Raw genomic sequence first — 17,202 nt, forward strand, 5'->3', positions numbered from 1 at the left:
TAAGGTGTATAAGCACTAAAAGTAAAAAGTATGAATATAAAGCTTAGAGTATTAATAGTAGGTTTAGTAGGTCTATCCTTCCAGACGCTATTTGCGCAACAAGATCCTCAGTTTACACAATATATGTACAATACGTTGAGTGTAAATCCAGCATATGCTGGATCTAGAGGTCACGCTTCTGCGATTGGGGTGTTGAGATCGCAGTGGGTTGGTCTTGATGGAGCTCCTAGAACACAGACTTTTTCCTTAGACACTCCAATAGGTGAACATGTAGGTCTTGGTTTGGCAATAGCAAACGATGAACTCGGTCCCTCTAAGGAAACGTATCTCGATCTTAATTTTTCTTATACGATAATGACTTCAGACACTCGTAAGCTTTCATTTGGGTTAAAAGGAGGTGGGCGTTTCTTAGATATTGATTTTTCTAAGGGTAATGCTCAAAGTCAAGATGTCCTTTTTCAAAATAATGTGAGTGAATTTTTACCTACTCTAGGAGCAGGTGTCTACTGGCATAATGATCGTAACTATCTTGGGTTTTCAATCCCAAATTTATTTACAGATCAAACCTATGATGATATACAGCAAACTGTAGCTGCCGAAAGACTTCACTTATTTATAATAGGAGGTATTGTCACAGATCTTAGTAGTACGACAAAATTTAAACCAGCTTTCCTTGTAAAGAGTGTTACGGGAGCTCCGCTTATTGTGGATTTATCTGCAAATTTTATGTTTTATGAAAAGCTAAGATTAGGGCTTTCTTATAGATGGGATGATTCTGTAAGTGGTCTTGCAGGATTCCAGATAACACCACAGCTACTGGTAGGGTATTCTTATGATTATACTACTACAGAACTACAGCGATTTAATACTGGAAGCCATGAGATTACAATGAGATTTGATCTTATCTCAAAAACAAAGAAAATTAAATCACCTCGTTTCTTTTAAATTATAAATAATGACAAAGAATATTACGATACTTCTGCTACTTTTTTCTGTCTCTCTCTTTGCACAGAAAACATATAAAAACGCAGATAAGCTATTTGAACAAATGCGCTATGTTGAAGCGGCAGCTGTTTATGAGAAAGCAATAGATAGAGGAGATAATTCTATGGTTCTTCTACAGAAAGCTGGAGATTCATATTACTTCAATACTAATATGGAGGAGGCTTATAAGTGGTATGATCTGCTTGTGAGTCAATATAGAGATGAAGTCGATGCTGAGTATTTATTTCGATTTGCACACTCACTTCAAGGTATTGGGGATTATAAAGCGGCAAAAAAGTGGATGAAAGCTTTCGCGAAAGCGTCAACTAAAAATGATAGACGTATTGATGATTATGCTCAGAAAGAACGCACTCTGGCAGATGTGCTAGCGATTCCTGCGCAATTTGAGCTTAAAAACTTGTCAATAAATACAGCGTATTCAGATTTTGGACCTGCATATTATGGAAATAAACTTGTGTACTCATCTGCTGTGGATACGTCTTATTATATCAAAAGAAGGTATCATTGGAACGATCAGCCATTTTTAGATTTTTATATTGGACAAATAAACGCTGCCGAGAATGAAGTAAAAAGAGAGAAAATATTTTCTAAGGTTATAAATACAAAATATCACGAGGCTACAATTGCTTTTACTAATGATGGTAATCGTATTTACTTTACTAGAAATAACTATGATGTAGATTTAAAAAGAGGAGAGGATGGAATTAGCCATCTTAAATTATATACTGCGGTTAGGAATGACAGTCTAGATAGAAAGGACGACTGGAGCGATGTGCATGAACTGCCATTTAATAGTAAGGATTACTCTACGGGTCATCCTACGCTTAGTGAAGATGGTAGTAAACTTTATTTTGTATCAGACATGCCAGGAACAATAGGCGCTACAGATATATTTGTAGTAGATATATTGGGGGATAATACATATTCTACACCTCGAAATCTAGGGCCAAAAGTGAATACATCAGGAAGAGAAATGTTTCCTTTTATTGCAAAGGGAGTGATGTACTTTGCTTCGGATGGACATTTAGGTGTTGGTGGATTAGATGTTTTTGAAAGTAATATGGATAATGATTTATTCTCGGACCCTCGTAACCTAGGTAAGCCACTTAACAGTAAGTTGGATGATTTTGGTTTCATTATTAACGAAGAAGGAGAGCAAGGTTTTGTATGTTCAAACAGAGAAGGAGGAGTAGGCGATGATGATATTTATGCAATACAGCGTATTGCTCCTGAAGATGTTTTAAACGATTGTAAACAACTTGTTAAAGGGTATGTGATTAACGCACGTACGCAAGAGCGTATAGCGGATGCTACAGTTTCTTTATATGGGGAGAATGGAGTTAAGCTTTCTGAAACCGTAAGTAAAAGGAATGGAGATTATGTTTTTAATTTTGACCTTGACTGTGCTGAGCAATATGATATAAAAGTGAATAAATTAGGGTACACTCCTAATTCAAAAAATATTGTTACTTCTAGTATCTCATCAGAAACTGTAGTTCCCTTAGATCTTGAAACGCTAAGTGAACTTATTGTGGAAGATGGAGGTCTACTTAAAATTAAGGTTGGAATTATATTCTTTGACCTCAATAAGGACTACATACGTCCAGACGCTGCTATGGAGCTCAATAAGATTGTAACACTGATGTCTCAACAACCATCTATAGAGATTAGAATAGAATCTCATACGGATGCCCGCGCAGATGATAATTATAATATGGAGCTCTCGCAAAGAAGGGCTATATCAACCAAAAATTACTTAATAAGACAAGGAATAGCAAAAGAGAGAATATTGTCTGCTCAAGGCTTTGGAGAAACGCAATTGCTTAATGTTTGTTCTAATGGAGTGCAATGCGATGAAGTGCAGCATCAAATTAATAGAAGGTCAGAGTTTATTATAGAGAAAATGTAAGTATTCAAAAACATACTATTAGTTATTATAAAGAAAAGCTCTCAAATAAAATTGAGAGCTTTTTTTATGCTTTGTTAAGAACTAGTATTTTCCAATTTTACAGGTGTTTTTCTAAGTAAAAAACTCAAGATATAGAACAGACTATTTATTTTTTCACAATAATGAGGTGTTTCTATTAAAAAAGTATCAAGGTACTAAGAAATTACAGCATACTTTCATATACTTGCTATCTCAAAAGATTTCACAATAACGTGAAGTAATTATTTTGTGATAGAATTAGAAGTATTTCATGCGAATTTTAGCGGAAGCACGCTGTTTTAGAGATTACATACTAAAATAATTGTAATTAAAATAAGACGATGCTTTTCTATATTTGTTACAGTTAATCTAATTAATTACTATATTTAACCCTTTACTAATTTAAACTTTAAGATCAAGAGCAATGAAAAAATTATTCTCTATCATGGCAATTGCCGCTGTAGTAGTGTTAAGCACATTCACAGCAAACGCCAGTAACGCACAAACAACCCTTCCAGTACAAATCCAACAAATCGTTGCGAATGTAGATTCTGGTGCATCTTTTCAAGATGAAGCCGTAGCAGAAGAGCTTTCTTTTACGCAAGATTTGAAAAAACGATTCATTGAAGGAGGTCCTGGATTCATGGGGATTGTACTTTTATGTCTTATTTTAGGACTTGCAATTGCTATTGAGCGTATTATATATCTTAACCTAGCATCTACTAACACTAAGAAGTTAGCTCAAGATGTTGAAGATGCATTAAATAGTGGTGGTGTTGAAGCTGCAAAAGAAGTATGTCGTAACACTAAGGGGCCTGTTGCTTCTATCTACTACCAAGGTCTTGACCGTGTAGATGAAGGAGTAGAAGCTGCTGAAAAAGCTGTTGTAGCTTATGGTGGTGTTCAAATGGGACAACTTGAAAAGAACGTATCTTGGATTTCATTATTTATCGCTCTTGCACCAATGCTTGGTTTCATGGGTACGGTAATCGGTATGATTCAAGCCTTTGATAGAATTGAAGCAGCGGGTGATATGAATCCAGCTCTTGTAGCAGGAGGTATTAAAGTAGCACTTCTTACAACAGTATTTGGACTGATTGTGGCTATTATTCTTCAAATATTCTATAACTATATTATTGCAAAAATTGACAGTATCGTAAACGATATGGAAGATGCATCAATCACATTGATGGACATGCTTGTACGTTACAAGAAGTAATATATAGTAATCTTAAAAATTCATACATATTATGGGATTACATAAAATTTTAAAACTCATTGTTGGTATCGTAGGTATCGTAGCACTTGTTGTTGCTGGTATGGTATGGGCAAACAATGAAGCCATCGTAGGTGGTGACTCACAGAACCTTGTTGATATCATGATTCTCCTTGCATGGATAGTTATAGGTATCGCAGTTATACTCGTAGCGATTTTTGTTATCAAAGGTCTATTTTCGGGTAACGCAAAGAATACACTAATAGGTGCCGGAGCATTCTTGTTAGTAGTTGCTATATCTTACTTCGCTGCAAGCGGAGCAGAAGAAGTTGCAATGAAAGACGGAGAAATGCTATCTGCTAGTGGTTCACAATGGGTAAGCGCTGGTATTAATGCATTCTTTATTCTTGCGGCTGTCGCAATTGTATTAATGGTTATTTCTGGAGCTAAGAAACTTGTAAATAAATAATTATGGCTAGGAGAAATGCACCAGAAATTAATGCAGGGTCTATGGCAGACATCGCATTCTTACTACTTATCTTCTTCTTGGTAACTACTACCATTGAAAAAGATAGAGGTCTAGTAAGAGCGTTACCGCCAGAGCAACCTGAGAATGTGGAGCCTCCTATCATAAAAGAAAAGAACCTTTTTGTTGTTATTGTAAACAATGAAGAACAGCTTTTGGTTGAAAATGAGCCTATGGAGATGAAAGATCTTCAAGCAGCAGCCATTGCTTTCCTAGATAATGGGGGAGTGCCAAAAGGACAAGAAGGGTATTGTGACTATTGTCAGGGAGAACGTAATCCGAGTTCATCGGATTATCCTGATAAGGCTATTGTTACTGTAAAGAGTCTTCGTGAGTCATCTTACGAGTCTTTTATTACAGTTCAAAATGAGCTAGTAGGAGCATATAATTTCTTACGTGATAGAGAATCGCAACGTTTATACGGGTGGAAGTACACCGAAGTAAGTAAAGCGATAGATGAAGGTGTTTTTAAGGGTAACGAAGATGCAACTGAGAAAAAACTTGATATTATCAAGAACATGTATCCTCAGAAGCTTTCTGAAGTAGACCCTAATAACTAATATAAAAACAATAACAATATGTCAAAATTTAGAAAAGGCGGTGCTAAGGAATTACCGGCAGTAAATACTGCTTCCTTACCAGATATTGTATTTATGTTATTATTCTTCTTTATGGTTGCTACGGTGTTACGTAAAAATGACGTCAAAGTAGCTCAAATTTTACCTTCAGCAGATCAAACTGAGAAGCTTAAAAAGGATCGAAGTGTATACATCTTTGCTGGTACTCCAGGAGAGGGATATAAGAACCTTGGTACAGAAGGGAAAATACAAATTGGAGACAAGTTTGTAAACATAAACGAAGTACAACCAGCAATACTCGAAGAGCGTGAAAAGCTTAGAGATGAGCTTAAAGACCGTGTAATGGTTGCCTTTAAAGTAGATAAGGAAACTAATTCAGGTTTGGTATATGACGTAAAGCAGGAGCTTAGACAAGCAAACATGCTTAAGGTAATTTATATTACCACACAAACGGATGATGCTGTAACGCAATAGTCCTATATTAAATTAGTAAAAAAACGTCTTGAGGTAACTCAAGGCGTTTTTTTATTTTCAATACTCATTGTCATTTCTCTTATATTTGTTACAAATTCTTCCACTTGAAATACTACCTATTTTTAACCATTTTATTTCTCACTATTGGTCTTATGGCTCAAGAGAAAGCTATTTCGTATGAGGAGGAGGTTGATTCCTTGTATAGAGAAGATCAAGTCTATGTAGGTGTTACATTTAATTTATTAAGTAATAAACCAGCAAGCTTTAGTCAAAATGGCCTTAGTGCAGGAGTGCAAGTTGGAGTTATTAGAGATTTTCCTATCAATAAGCGCCGCAATAAGGCAATTGGTATAGGAATAGGTCTTGCCCTTGATACGTATAATCAAAACTTGTTTATAGGTGAAGAATTTGCGGGTGAGGTGACTAATTATGAAATCCTTGATGATCAGATTAACGAAGAAGTAAATAGATTTACTACATATACTCTTGAGTTTCCACTTGAATACAGATGGCGTACATCTACACCAACCAAGTATAGTTTCTGGCGTATACATGCCGGAGTAAAATTAGGTTACTTATTCAGGTTCAAATCTACTTTTCAAGATGCAAGTGCTGGTATTGTTCGTACAGATTTACCTGAGATAAATAACTTCCAGTACGGACCATCATTCTCTTTCGGGTACGGAGCTTTTAATTTCCAAGGATATTATGGTTTGAGTACGTTGTTTAATGACGACGCGCAAATAGATGGCGATAACGTCAACCTTCAGGTGATTCGTTTGGGATTAGTTTTCTACTTCTTATAAGGTTACGCTTTCGCGAAAGCGTTACAATACTACTACTACTACTACTACTACTATTATTATTATTATAGCCAATAGGGGTAAACTAGAAACTGCGAAGCGGCACCTATTATAAATCCTATAATAAGTTCAATAGGAGTGTGGGCTTTTGCATCTAGTCTCGATGTAGCTGTTGCGCCACAAGCAAAAATCCCGACTGCAATCCAGGGAAGCATGTTTGAGCCATAGTGAAGACTGAGTCCTATAATAAAGAATAAAACTCCCGAGAGTCCTATCATGTGAAGACTTGCTTTAAACTTAAAAAAAGATAGTAAGAATGCTCCAGAACTAGCTCCTAAAACTCCGACAAAGAAAAAGTAAAGTGCGGGAATCTCATAACCGTCAAATATTAATCTTATTAATATAAAGATGAATACCATCTGCATGAGTAGCGGCCATTTGCGCTCCCTTACATCCTTGAGGTGTATGCTTGAGACTAATTGTAAATTTTTAAGCATATAGAAGCTTAAAATGGGTATTACGGTAGTCATTATGGCAGCTGCAAATATCTTAGAGTAAATAAACTCTTCATTAAAGTATCTAGGTGAAATGTAGAAGTAATACAAAACACCACTCAGCGGCATAAACAGAGGGTGGAAAATATAGGAAAAGCTACGTATGAGGAATTTCATTAAATCTGTTTACGTAATCTCGCTACTGGAAGATCTAGTTGCTCACGATATTTAGCTACCGTTCTACGTGCAATAGGGTATCCTTTTTCTTTTAAAATGCCGGCAAGTTTATCATCTGTAAGAGGTTTGCGCTTATCCTCTTCCTCAATAACCATTTCTAAGATTTTTTTAATCTCACGTGTAGATACTTCTTCACCTTGATCATTTGTCATACTTTCAGAAAAGAACTCTTTAATAAGTTTTGTTCCGTAAGGTGTGTCTACATATTTACTATTTGCTACCCGAGAAACGGTGGATACATCCATCCCAATTTCTGTAGCGATATCTTTCAATATCATAGGTCTTAAGTTACGTTCATCTCCAGTCAAGAAGTATTTTTCTTGATAATGCATGATGCTACTCATAGTGACAAAAAGTGTTTGCTGTCGCTGTATAATGGCTTCTATAAACCATTTGGCTGCATCAAGTTTTTGCTTAATGAACATTACCGCATCTTTTTGTGCTTTGGTGCGCTCCTTAGATTCTTTGTAACCTTTAAGCATGTTACTATAATCTCGAGAGACCTTAAGTTCTGGGGCGTTACGTCCATTTAGTGAGAGTTCTAGCTCGCCATCTACTATGCGTATGGTGAAGTCTGGAACAACGTGCTCTACTATTTTTGTGTTACTGGAGTATGATCCTCCTGGCCTTGGATTAAGGTGTTCTATCTCATTGATAGCATCTTTAAGTTCCTCTTCGGTTATGTGGAACTTAGCCATAAGCTTTTTGTAATGCTTCTTGCTAAAATGGTCAAAAGACTTTTCAAGAATGTCAACAGCTAGCGATACAGATTTTGTAGCTGGCTTTCTATCTAGTTGTAACACGAGACATTCTTGTAAATTACGTGCTCCCACCCCTGCTGGGTCAAGATCTTGCACTTTGAAAAGCATTTTTTCTATAACCTCCTCAGAGGTGTAGATGTTTTGTGTAAAAGCTAGATCGTCCATAAGATCTGCTAGCGGACGTCTCAGGTATCCTGCTTCATCTAGAGAGCCTATAATAAATTCGGCCACCTCGCGCTCTTCAGAAGATATTCTTACGGTATTGAGTTGTGTTTTTAGATATTGATTAAATGATGTTCCAGAAGCATAAGGGACTTGTTTGTCCTCATCATCTGCACTATAATTATTTGCGCTCAAGCGATACTCTGGGATTTCATCGTCACTTAGATAATCATCCACATTAATTTCAACTTCTGGCGCTTCATCAAAATCATCTGTATTGTCAAACTCTTCAAAATCATCTTGAACTTCCTCCTTACCGCTATCGAGAGCAGGATTTTCTTCCAGCTCTTGTTTGATTTTTTGTTCAAACGCCTGCGTAGGAAGTTGGATAAGCTTCATCAGCTGGATTTGCTGAGGAGAAAGCTTTTGCGAAAGTTTAAAATTAAGTTGTTGTTTTAACATATAAAAACGAAGTTACGAAAAAGCAGTAGACAGTGATGAGAAATATATGTTAAGCAAACTTTTAATTAATAGAAGTTTTGCTCTCTTATATTTGAGATTTTAAAGCGTATTTGAGGTTTGGAATTGTCTTAATTTTAAAGTGTGTTTACTACTTTTCTAATCGCTACTAGATTACTTAATAATTGCTCAAGATATGCAAGATCAAGCATATTTGCTCCGTCACTTTTTGCATTTGCAGGGTCAAAGTGTGTTTCAATAAACAATCCATCCACGTTATTCACAATACCAGCTCTGGCTATAGTTTCAATCATATCTGGTCGTCCACCAGTAACGCCGCTTGATTGATTAGGTTGTTGTAAGGAGTGTGTCACATCAAGTACCGTAGGGGCATACTGCTTCATCGTAGGTATTCCTCTAAAATCTACAATCATATCTTGATAGCCAAACATAGTACCACGATCTGTAATCCAAGCATTTTCATTACCAGTGTCATGCACCTTTTGTACAGCATGCTTCATCGATTCTGGAGACATGAATTGTCCCTTTTTTAGGTTTACTACTTTTCCTGTTTCGGCAGCAGCGACCACAAGGGAAGTTTGTCTTACCAAAAATGCAGGAATTTGTAAAACATCTACATATTGTGCTGCGAGAGCAGCATCAGAACTTTCGTGAATGTCTGTTACAGTAGGTACATCAAATTCTGCAGAAACCTTTGCTAGAATCTCAAGAGCTTTTTCATCTCCTATACCCGTAAAACTATCTACTCTACTACGATTTGCTTTTCTAAAACTTCCTTTAAAAACATATGGTATTTTTAGAGTGTCGGTGATTTTCACCACCTTCTCTGCAATGCGCATTGCCATATCTTCTCCTTCTATAGCGCATGGGCCACATAGTAGGAAAAAGTTATTGGCATCTGTATGTTTTATTTTAGGTATGTTAGAAAGTTTCATCGTTTAGTTTTTAATTGTTCCTGGATTTTTCTCAGGAATAAATGGGTGTTACAAAGATAGTATTAAAACAGATGAGCATTGTTACTTCTTGATAGAAGTGGTTTGCTTATCAGGTTTTGCATAAGAAAATCTGTCTATAAGTTTTGGAGAAGCATAAGCGTCAAGTCCGTTTATGGCTACTCCCATAGATGCTTCTAGATCAATCCATCCATCTTCATCTAGGCAGTTATCTGGTATAAAGATTTCCTTAATAGCTCCTATCATTAAAATAGTGCCATTTTCCTCAATTTTGTATTCATTTACGTATTCGCAGGCAATTTTAATATGTGCTTGTTTTACAAATGGTGCTTTCGAGTTATTTAAATATTCAGTTTGTAATCCAGTAGCGTTAAACTCTGATACGTTTTCCTCGTAAGCCGCCGCTGTTTGGTGAGATTGTGAGATGATTTCAGTATTAATGTGGTTCACTGTAAAAACTCCCGTCTCTTTAATATTTTTATATGTATGTCTAGGGACTGTAGTAGGTCTCATGATAAAGCTTAACATTGCAGGATTACTTCCTATGTGTGTGACAGAACTAAAAACAGCTAGATTTTCATGGTTATCCTTAGATGTAGTACCTATCAGGTTGGCGCTTTTATATCCCGTAACACTATTAATAAAGTTCGCACGGTAACGCTTATCCATTGCGCTAATTGCGTCGTCGTCAAAATGTAGTATCTTTTTCATTATTTCCAAAAATACGGATTATGAAAGAGCAGTTTCAGGATTACTTTGGCACAAACAAGGAAACTTGGGAAAAGAAAGTGCCTATACATGCAGAGAGTAGCTTCTATGATGTGCCATCATTTTTAAATGGTAAAAGTTCTCTTAACAGCTACGAGTTGGATGCCTTGGAAGATGTAAATGGTAAAAGTTTACTCCATCTTCAATGTCATTTTGCACAAGATACGTTGAGTTGGGCAAGGATGGGTGCATTGGTAACAGGAGTAGATATTAGTGAGGAGGCAATTACGCTTTCGCGAAAGCTAAACAAACAACTAGGTTTGTCTGCCGAATTTGTGTGCTGTAATGTTCTTGATACTTCAATGCATATCCAAGAGCAATTTGATATTATTTTTACGAGTTATGGTGTGATAGGATGGTTGCCAGATTTAAAACCTTGGGCACTTATGATTGCACAGCGATTAAAGAGTGGAGGGACTTTTTATATGGTAGAGTTTCATCCCATCGTCTGGATGTTTGATTATACAGGAGATAAGCCGGTAATGAAATATGGTTATCATCAGGATGAGGCAGTTTACGAAGAATATGAAGGGACTTACGCTCAGGCTGATGCTGCAATAATTAGTAAAGAGTATGGATGGAATCACGGTTTAGGTGAAGTGGTTTCTGCCCTAATAGATTCCGGTCTTAAAATAGAAGTTTTGAGAGAACACGATGCTTCTCCTTATGATGTTCTTCCGGATTTGGTCAAAAATGAAAATGGCCTTTACGAAAGTAAAGACCATTTATATCCATTAATTTTTGAGATAAAAGCTACTAAAATTTAGTGTGCATCCTCTTTTAATAATTCTGGAAACTTCTGTGCAAAACGTCTATATCTTGGGATAGAAACGTTTTGAATATATGGGTTGCTTGGATTGTTTTTCTCGTAATCTTGGTGGTAGTCTTCGGCAATCCAAAATTTCTGAAACGGTAGTACTTGGGTGCTTATTCGACCATTGTAAGTAGACTCATTTAAAGCAGCAATAGTTTCATCTATTATTTTTTTCTCACTATCGTTTTGATAGAAAGCGATAGAACGATATTGTGGACCTGCATCTGGGCCTTGACGATTTTTTGTAGTTGGGTCTTGTGATCCAAAAAACACATCTACCAGTTGTTGAAAAGAAATCACCTTTGGGTCATAAATTACTTCCACGGCTTCAGCATGCGTCGTGTTTCCGTAGCTCACTTGTTTGTAAGTTGGATTATCTTCTTTACCACCACTATAGCCACTTACGGCCTCATCGACACCTTTCACACTTTCAAAAACTGCCTCTACACACCAGAAACATCCACTAGCAAAATATGCCCTACTCATCCCATCTTGAAACGTCGTTTCTACAGGGTCAAGCATAGCTGTAGGCTCTGTCATAGGCTTCGGGTCATGGTTGCAAGCCATAAAAGTAATGAGCGTTGCAAGGGAGGCAAGTAATTTCATAGAGGTTTTTTTAAAGTCTATAAAAGTACATCATAAGAGTTGAGATTGTTGTTATCGTTTTGTTAATCAATTATGGTCATTATAAAGTGGAGTATTTAATGAAAATATCTTGATGTGAAATCGGGAAATTGTTATTTATAGATAACTCAATGGTAAAAAAAAGCCCTCTATAAATAGAAGGCTTTTTAATGTTGTAAGGAAAAGTGGTTATAGCTTCTTAAAAAGCTTTACCATTTTCTCATGTTGTTCGTTTGCTAGTTCGCTATCTATTAAGATACGACCAGAGTGCTCGTCTGTGATGATTTTCTTACGTCCAGCAATCTCAACCTGTACTTGTGGTGGGATTGTAAAGTAAGATCCTCCAGATGCTCCACGCTCTATAGGTACAATAGCAAGACCGTTGCGTACACTAGAACGAATTCTCTTGTAGGCTTTAACTAAGCGGTCTTCAATGTTAGTTTCATATTCTGCACTTTTAGCTAGAAGTGCTTGTTCTTCTTTCTCTGTTTCAGAAAGAATAGCATCTAGCTCGTTTTTCTTGTGCTTAAGGTGGTTCTCACGTTCTCCAAGACGTTGCTTAGTTTGTGTGATAACTTCTCCTTTTTGCTCAATCTGTGCTTTGTACTCACGGATATTTTTCTCTGCAAGTTGAATTTCAAGTTCTTGGAACTCTACTTCTTTACTTAAAGCATTAAACTCACGGTTGTTACGTACGTTTTTTTGCTGCTCAGAGTATTTTTTAATAGATGCTTTTGAGTCATCTATCTGGATTTTTTTAGCCTTGATAGAGTCGTCTACCAATTTTAAATCGTTTTCTAACTTCTCGATGCGCTTGTTAAGACCAGCTACTTCATCTTCAAGGTCTTCAACTTCCAGTGGAAGCTCTCCACGTACATTGCGGATCTCGTCCACACGTGAATCTATAAGTTGTAAATCGTAAAGCGAGCGTAGTTTTTCTTCTACTGTTGCTTCTTTCTTCTTTGCCATACGTTAAAAATAGTTGATAGGATTGGTATTTTCCTCAGATAAAATGATTGCAAAAGTACTAATTTTTTCTGTAAGATAATCGCATATTAGGTTTTTCGTATATCGCTCACTTTCATAATGTCCCACATCGCATAAAAGGATGCGGCTTTCGGCTTGATAATAGTCGTGATATTTTAAATCTGAAGTAACTAGTACATCGGCTCCTTGAGCTTTTGCACTTTTAATGGCAAAGGCTCCGCTTCCTCCTAGTACGGCTATTTTCTTTACAGGTTTACCTAATAATTGTGAATGACGTATACCACCTGTTTTAAATTGCGCTTTCGCGAAAGCTAAAAATCCCACCTCACTCATTTCTTTATCAAGCTCACCTATCATACCCATGCCTACATTTTGTAGCGTATTTTCTAGAGAGGTGATTTCATAAGCAACTTCTTCGTAAGGATGATTTTCAAAAAGTGTTTCTAAAATCTTAGACTTAAGGTGTTTTTCAAACGTAAGATGTACTTGTGTCTCTGGTTCAATATGTTTTGTGCCTCTACTTCCTATAACAGGGTTAGAGTTTTCATTTCCTTTAAAAGAGCCTTGACCTTTTACTTCAAAGCTACACTCTTCATAATTACCTATACTTCCAGCTCCAGCTTTAAATAATGAATCAGTAACGCTCTTTACAGAAGCGTGAGGAACGTAAGTGGTGAGTTTGTAAATATGATGCTGTTTAGGGCTTAAAATCTTTGTGTTTGATAGATTGAGAGCCTTGCACATTCCAAAGTTAACACCGTGCTCTACGTTATCCAGCGCAGTGTGAATTGCAAAAATGGCAATATCATTTTTAATAGCCTTTTGAACCACTTTTTGCACATAATTGCTTGCTGTAAGCTTTTTTAAACCTGAAAAAATTATAGGATGAAAACAAACAATAAGGTTGCAGTTTTTTGTAATTGCCTCATCAACCACATTTTCTAGTGCATCATGTGATACTAGTATATTACTTACTTCTTGATGAGGGTCACCTACAAGAAGACCAACATTATCAAAATCTTCTGCATAAGCTAGTGGCGCCCATTCATTAATTAAATTACTTACATCTTGTACCTTCATAAGCGTAAAGATAAAAAATGATACCTTCGTTTTATGAGAAAACTACGTCTCTTGTTATTTCCCGTAGCGGGAATTTATTATTTAGTTACGCTTACGCGAAATAAGCTCTACGACACTGGTATATTTAAGTCAAAAAAATATGATATTCCAGTTATATGTGTGGGTAATTTGAGCGTAGGAGGAACTGGGAAATCCCCAATGACTGAGTTTGTAGTTCGGCTTTTACAGGATAATTATCGAGTAGCTACACTTAGTAGGGGTTACGGCCGAAAAACGAAAGGATACCTAGATGTTCATCCAGAAAACAAGGCAACTATGGTGGGTGATGAGCCATTACAATTTGCTCAGAAATTCAAAAATATCCAAGTTGCAGTTTGCGAGGACCGACAAACTGGTATCGAAACATTATTGTCAAAAGTCAATGCGCCTGAAGTTATAGTTCTAGACGATGCTTACCAGCATAGAAAGGTAGAGGCTGGTTTTTTTATATTATTAACGGCATACAGTGATCTGTATAGTAATGACTTCTTGTTGCCAGCTGGGAATTTAAGAGAGCCTAGAGCTGGTGCGAGTAGGGCAGATGTTGTAGTGGTAACTAAATGTCCAGAAAATTTAAGTTCACAAGAACAAGCGTCTATAGTTGATTCTTTAAATGTGAATAAAACTCAGCAAGTATTTTTTTCAACCATCTCATATGATGAGATGGTATATTCTGCACTAGGTCCTGTACCGTTAAACCGTCTTAAGGTTAAAAAGGTTACGCTAGTAACGGGAATTGCAAATCCTAAACCGTTGTCGGCTTATTTAGCTAGTCAAGGACTGTCATTTTCTCATGAGGCGTATGGAGATCATCATAATTTTACAAGCTCTGAGATAGAAATGCTTGATACATTAGATTGTATCCTCACTACAGAAAAAGATTATGTAAGACTTCGCCCTTTACTTAAGATGAGTGATTTGTACTATTTACCTATAAAGGCGCAATTTTTAGATGGTGAAGAGTTGTTGTCTGAGGAGATTAAAAACTTTGTCTCAAGTTTTTAAAAGCAAGTAAATTTCAACAAAGAAGTCTTAGTTGAGAATTTTACTATTCTTTAAGCCATTGTAGATTTTCTGAAAGAACTCTTCTACCTTATAAGGTTTAGGAATGATGTCATTAAATCCAACAGCGTGAAATTCATCAATATTTTCATCTATCGTTACAGCGGTAAGCGCTAGTATAGGAATGTCTTTATCAAACAAACGAATTTGTTCTGTAGCTTCTATACCACTTATTCCAGGCATATGTATGTCCATTAGAATAAGGTCAAATTTTTCTGTGCGTGCCTTCTCGACAGCAATCTCACCATTATCAGCCGTTTCGCAGGTGATTTTATTTTTTTCAAGAATCTTGCGAGTAATCATTTGGTTAATCTTGTTGTCTTCTACTACAAGTATATGACGATTCTCAAGGGCATTATAATCTATTTCGTACACGATGTCGTTTGCATTTGCTTCACCTGGAGCTGTCTGAGTCAGGTTGTAGTTAAGGTCAAATTTAAAGGTAGTTCCTTTGCCTAATGTGCTTTCTAGTATTATCTCACTATTAAGTAAGTCTAAAAGATTCTTAACAATAGATAACCCTAAGCCTGTACCGCCAAATTTTCTATTAATAGCTACAGATCCTTGTGTGAAGTTTTGAAAAATTGTTTTTTGTTTCTTCTTTGAGATTCCTTCACCATTATCTTCAATTTCGAAGTGAAGTTTTATGTCAGACTCACCTTGTTTAATCTTCTGTACACGAACCCAAACGTCACCATCTCGGGTGAATTTAATGGCATTTCCAACTAGGTTGATGAGTACTTGTGAGATCATTAATGGATCTCCCAGAAGTTCAGTAGGGATGTTAGGGTCAAATTCAATATGTAATTTATTTCCTTTATCTCTAGCAGATTTGCCTAATGCAAATAACACATCTTCAATTCGCTTCTTGATATTGAAAGCTGTTTCTTCAACTTCTACCTTGTTTGCCTCTAATTTATTGAGGTCAAGTATGTTGTTTATTAGGGAAAGTAGATACTCTCCAGAAAACTTTAGAGAGTCAAGGTGTTTTTTCTGATCTTCCGTTGGGTTTTCAGATAGGAGCAGGTGTGTTAATCCAGTAACAGCATACATGGGTGTTCGAAGCTCATGTGTTATTGTGGACAAGAACTGAGCTTTCACCATTGATGCTTTTTCTGCATTATCTCTTGCAATTACAAGCTCCACGTTTTTAGCTTGTAAAAGCTCATTTGCTTTTGCTCTTAGGTTGTTGTTTTTGTACAAGGATAGGGTTAGCAGTGCAAGAATAGAGCAGAGGGCGATACTTAGTACGAGAGTGAGCCTCATAGCTCTAGAGTTTCTGTCTTCTTCTATTTCAATGTCTTGTTCTAGTCGTTTTACCATGTCATCAAGTTCTTGACTCTCTGATGTTGGTAGTGGAACACTTGATATTTTACTTAGCGTATTTTGATCTGTTGCTTGATAGTACGATGTTAGGTGGTCATTTGCTTCTCTGTAGTTTCCGCGTCCTTGAGCTACTAGGTGCTTAACTTTGAATAAGGTAGTGCTAATACTCGGAAAATTATTTGAGCTTAATAGCGACTCAACTTCCAGTAAAGTTTCATCTGCTTCTTCAAGTCTACCTAATTCGGCTAGGCTTAATGCTTTATTGGTAAGCGCTTGAGTTTTTAGGTAGTCGCTCTTTTCGTTTTTTGCATATTCAATACTCTTGTTGTAAGATGCAATAGCGTCTAGATGGCTTTCACTATTTCTTAAAATGTCACCTTTTAATGTGTGTAATTGAGCCTTTAAATCGTCTCGAGTGCTATTTTCGAGAGTTACAATTCCATTAGAAATATATGTTAGGGCAGTGGTGGTGTCTTTTTTTATAAGAGCTAGTTGAGTAGCGGTAATGTAACTCTGCCCTAAAAGATCGAGACTTTTAGTTTCCTTTTGTAAGGCTATTGCACGCTCGTTTTCAATAAGTGCTTTCTCGTAATCATTAAGTTGAAAATATAGCTTTGCGAGAGTTCCAGATGCAAGACCTACGCGCTTTGTGTGGCCTATACCTGTTGCTAGGTCTCTAGAATACTTTAGTACATCAATGGCATGGTTATAATTGCGATCAGAAACTGCAATCACAGCTCGCTTGAGAAGCGAGTCTATTTTATCATTGGTAAGCGTTTCCTCTACATTCTCTCTTTCTTGGGCAATACTTATCACAGGATAAGAAAGAAGAAGCGCTAGAAGAAAACGTACTAATAGCAAATTCATAAGAAATTCTGATTATTCA

Annotated in this window: 17 protein-coding genes; 9 read left to right on the forward strand and 8 right to left on the reverse strand. The window is 36.5% G+C overall.

Annotation, left to right across the window (positions count from 1 at the left end; all coding sequences use genetic code 11):
• The first annotated feature begins 30 nt into the window (after nt 1–30).
• From ACJJVU_RS04815 to ACJJVU_RS04845, 7 genes are all read left to right on the forward strand, one after another.
• Nucleotides 31–945 (forward strand): type IX secretion system membrane protein PorP/SprF, encoded by a 915-nt coding sequence (locus ACJJVU_RS04815; RefSeq protein ID WP_405222860.1) that lies wholly within the window; start codon nt 31–33, stop codon nt 943–945.
• A gap of 10 nt (nt 946–955) precedes the next feature.
• Entirely contained in the window at nt 956–2,914 is a 1,959-nt protein-coding gene (locus tag ACJJVU_RS04820; RefSeq protein ID WP_405222863.1) for an OmpA family protein, read from the forward strand.
• Between the two features lie 442 nt (nt 2,915–3,356).
• Complete coding sequence (locus ACJJVU_RS04825) at nt 3,357–4,151, forward strand: MotA/TolQ/ExbB proton channel family protein (RefSeq protein ID WP_041295665.1); 795 nt, start codon at nt 3,357–3,359, stop codon at nt 4,149–4,151.
• A gap of 31 nt (nt 4,152–4,182) precedes the next feature.
• Nucleotides 4,183–4,617: a hypothetical protein gene (locus tag ACJJVU_RS04830; RefSeq protein WP_298329078.1), complete on the forward strand. Its 435-nt coding sequence runs from the start codon at nt 4,183–4,185 to the stop codon at nt 4,615–4,617.
• A gap of 2 nt (nt 4,618–4,619) precedes the next feature.
• A complete protein-coding gene (locus tag ACJJVU_RS04835; RefSeq protein WP_013751253.1) occupies nt 4,620–5,234 on the forward strand; it encodes a biopolymer transporter ExbD in 615 nt (204 codons plus the stop codon).
• Nucleotides 5,235–5,252: 18 nt separating this feature from the next.
• Nucleotides 5,253–5,726: a biopolymer transporter ExbD gene (locus ACJJVU_RS04840; RefSeq protein ID WP_013751254.1), complete on the forward strand. Its 474-nt coding sequence runs from the start codon at nt 5,253–5,255 to the stop codon at nt 5,724–5,726.
• Nucleotides 5,727–5,830: 104 nt separating this feature from the next.
• Nucleotides 5,831–6,532 (forward strand): porin family protein, encoded by a 702-nt coding sequence (locus ACJJVU_RS04845; RefSeq protein ID WP_405222868.1) that lies wholly within the window; start codon nt 5,831–5,833, stop codon nt 6,530–6,532.
• Between the two features lie 62 nt (nt 6,533–6,594).
• Here the strand turns inward: ACJJVU_RS04845 and ACJJVU_RS04850 are convergent, their stop codons facing one another.
• From ACJJVU_RS04850 to ACJJVU_RS04865, 4 genes are all read right to left on the reverse strand, one after another.
• Nucleotides 6,595–7,200: a hypothetical protein gene (locus ACJJVU_RS04850; protein WP_405222871.1), complete on the reverse strand. Its 606-nt coding sequence runs from the start codon at nt 7,198–7,200 to the stop codon at nt 6,595–6,597.
• On the reverse strand, nt 7,200–8,645 hold the full coding sequence (gene rpoN / locus ACJJVU_RS04855) for an RNA polymerase factor sigma-54 (protein ID WP_013751257.1): 1,446 nt from the start codon (nt 8,643–8,645) through the stop codon (nt 7,200–7,202). Before rpoN ends, ACJJVU_RS04850 begins: the two co-directional genes overlap by 1 nt.
• Nucleotides 8,646–8,779: 134 nt before the next feature.
• The gene (gene kdsA, locus ACJJVU_RS04860; protein ID WP_405222874.1) at nt 8,780–9,598 is read right to left on the reverse strand and encodes a 3-deoxy-8-phosphooctulonate synthase; all 819 of its coding nucleotides are present in this window, start codon (nt 9,596–9,598) and stop codon (nt 8,780–8,782) included.
• A gap of 81 nt (nt 9,599–9,679) precedes the next feature.
• Complete coding sequence (locus ACJJVU_RS04865; RefSeq protein WP_405222877.1) at nt 9,680–10,327, reverse strand: flavin reductase family protein; 648 nt, start codon at nt 10,325–10,327, stop codon at nt 9,680–9,682.
• 20 nt (nt 10,328–10,347) lie between these two features.
• On the opposite strand from ACJJVU_RS04865, the gene ACJJVU_RS04870 reads away from it, so the two are divergent.
• Nucleotides 10,348–11,151: a class I SAM-dependent methyltransferase gene (locus ACJJVU_RS04870; protein ID WP_405222880.1), complete on the forward strand. Its 804-nt coding sequence runs from the start codon at nt 10,348–10,350 to the stop codon at nt 11,149–11,151.
• On the opposite strand, the gene msrA is transcribed toward ACJJVU_RS04870, so the two are convergent.
• From msrA to ACJJVU_RS04885, 3 genes are all read right to left on the reverse strand, one after another.
• Nucleotides 11,148–11,804 (reverse strand): peptide-methionine (S)-S-oxide reductase MsrA, encoded by a 657-nt coding sequence (gene msrA / locus ACJJVU_RS04875; RefSeq protein ID WP_298329057.1) that lies wholly within the window; start codon nt 11,802–11,804, stop codon nt 11,148–11,150. The genes ACJJVU_RS04870 and msrA overlap by 4 nt on opposite strands.
• 207 nt (nt 11,805–12,011) lie before the next feature.
• On the reverse strand, nt 12,012–12,791 hold the full coding sequence (locus ACJJVU_RS04880) for a zinc ribbon domain-containing protein (RefSeq protein WP_013751262.1): 780 nt from the start codon (nt 12,789–12,791) through the stop codon (nt 12,012–12,014).
• A 3-nt stretch (nt 12,792–12,794) separates the two neighbouring features.
• Nucleotides 12,795–13,889, reverse strand: coding sequence for a Nif3-like dinuclear metal center hexameric protein (locus tag ACJJVU_RS04885; protein WP_405222884.1), 1,095 nt, complete (start codon nt 13,887–13,889; stop codon nt 12,795–12,797).
• Between the two features lie 33 nt (nt 13,890–13,922).
• On the opposite strand from ACJJVU_RS04885, the gene lpxK reads away from it, so the two are divergent.
• Nucleotides 13,923–14,933: a tetraacyldisaccharide 4'-kinase gene (gene lpxK, locus ACJJVU_RS04890; protein WP_405222887.1), complete on the forward strand. Its 1,011-nt coding sequence runs from the start codon at nt 13,923–13,925 to the stop codon at nt 14,931–14,933.
• A gap of 27 nt (nt 14,934–14,960) precedes the next feature.
• On the opposite strand, the gene ACJJVU_RS04895 is transcribed toward lpxK, so the two are convergent.
• Entirely contained in the window at nt 14,961–17,183 is a 2,223-nt protein-coding gene (locus tag ACJJVU_RS04895; protein WP_405222890.1) for a response regulator, read from the reverse strand.
• Nucleotides 17,184–17,202: the final 19 nt, after the last annotated feature.

The sequence above is a fragment of the Dokdonia sp. Asnod1-B02 genome (assembly GCF_045063955.1).
GTDB lineage: Bacteria > Bacteroidota > Bacteroidia > Flavobacteriales > Flavobacteriaceae > Dokdonia.

Coding starts and splice junctions, on each gene's coding strand:
- ACJJVU_RS04880 (WP_013751262.1), bottom strand. CDS start 12,791: ATGGCAAAGAAGAAAGAAGCAACAGTAGAAGAAAAACTACGCTCGCTT.
- ACJJVU_RS04835 (WP_013751253.1), top strand. CDS start 4,620: ATGGCTAGGAGAAATGCACCAGAAATTAATGCAGGGTCTATGGCAGAC.
- ACJJVU_RS04865 (WP_405222877.1), bottom strand. CDS start 10,327: ATGAAAAAGATACTACATTTTGACGACGACGCAATTAGCGCAATGGAT.
- ACJJVU_RS04825 (WP_041295665.1), top strand. CDS start 3,357: ATGAAAAAATTATTCTCTATCATGGCAATTGCCGCTGTAGTAGTGTTA.
- ACJJVU_RS04850 (WP_405222871.1), bottom strand. CDS start 7,200: ATGAAATTCCTCATACGTAGCTTTTCCTATATTTTCCACCCTCTGTTT.
- kdsA (WP_405222874.1), bottom strand. CDS start 9,598: ATGAAACTTTCTAACATACCTAAAATAAAACATACAGATGCCAATAAC.
- lpxK (WP_405222887.1), top strand. CDS start 13,923: ATGAGAAAACTACGTCTCTTGTTATTTCCCGTAGCGGGAATTTATTAT.
- ACJJVU_RS04830 (WP_298329078.1), top strand. CDS start 4,183: ATGGGATTACATAAAATTTTAAAACTCATTGTTGGTATCGTAGGTATC.
- ACJJVU_RS04885 (WP_405222884.1), bottom strand. CDS start 13,889: ATGAAGGTACAAGATGTAAGTAATTTAATTAATGAATGGGCGCCACTA.
- ACJJVU_RS04840 (WP_013751254.1), top strand. CDS start 5,253: ATGTCAAAATTTAGAAAAGGCGGTGCTAAGGAATTACCGGCAGTAAAT.
- msrA (WP_298329057.1), bottom strand. CDS start 11,804: ATGAAATTACTTGCCTCCCTTGCAACGCTCATTACTTTTATGGCTTGC.
- ACJJVU_RS04895 (WP_405222890.1), bottom strand. CDS start 17,183: ATGAATTTGCTATTAGTACGTTTTCTTCTAGCGCTTCTTCTTTCTTAT.
- ACJJVU_RS04820 (WP_405222863.1), top strand. CDS start 956: ATGACAAAGAATATTACGATACTTCTGCTACTTTTTTCTGTCTCTCTC.
- ACJJVU_RS04870 (WP_405222880.1), top strand. CDS start 10,348: ATGAAAGAGCAGTTTCAGGATTACTTTGGCACAAACAAGGAAACTTGG.
- ACJJVU_RS04815 (WP_405222860.1), top strand. CDS start 31: ATGAATATAAAGCTTAGAGTATTAATAGTAGGTTTAGTAGGTCTATCC.
- rpoN (WP_013751257.1), bottom strand. CDS start 8,645: ATGTTAAAACAACAACTTAATTTTAAACTTTCGCAAAAGCTTTCTCCT.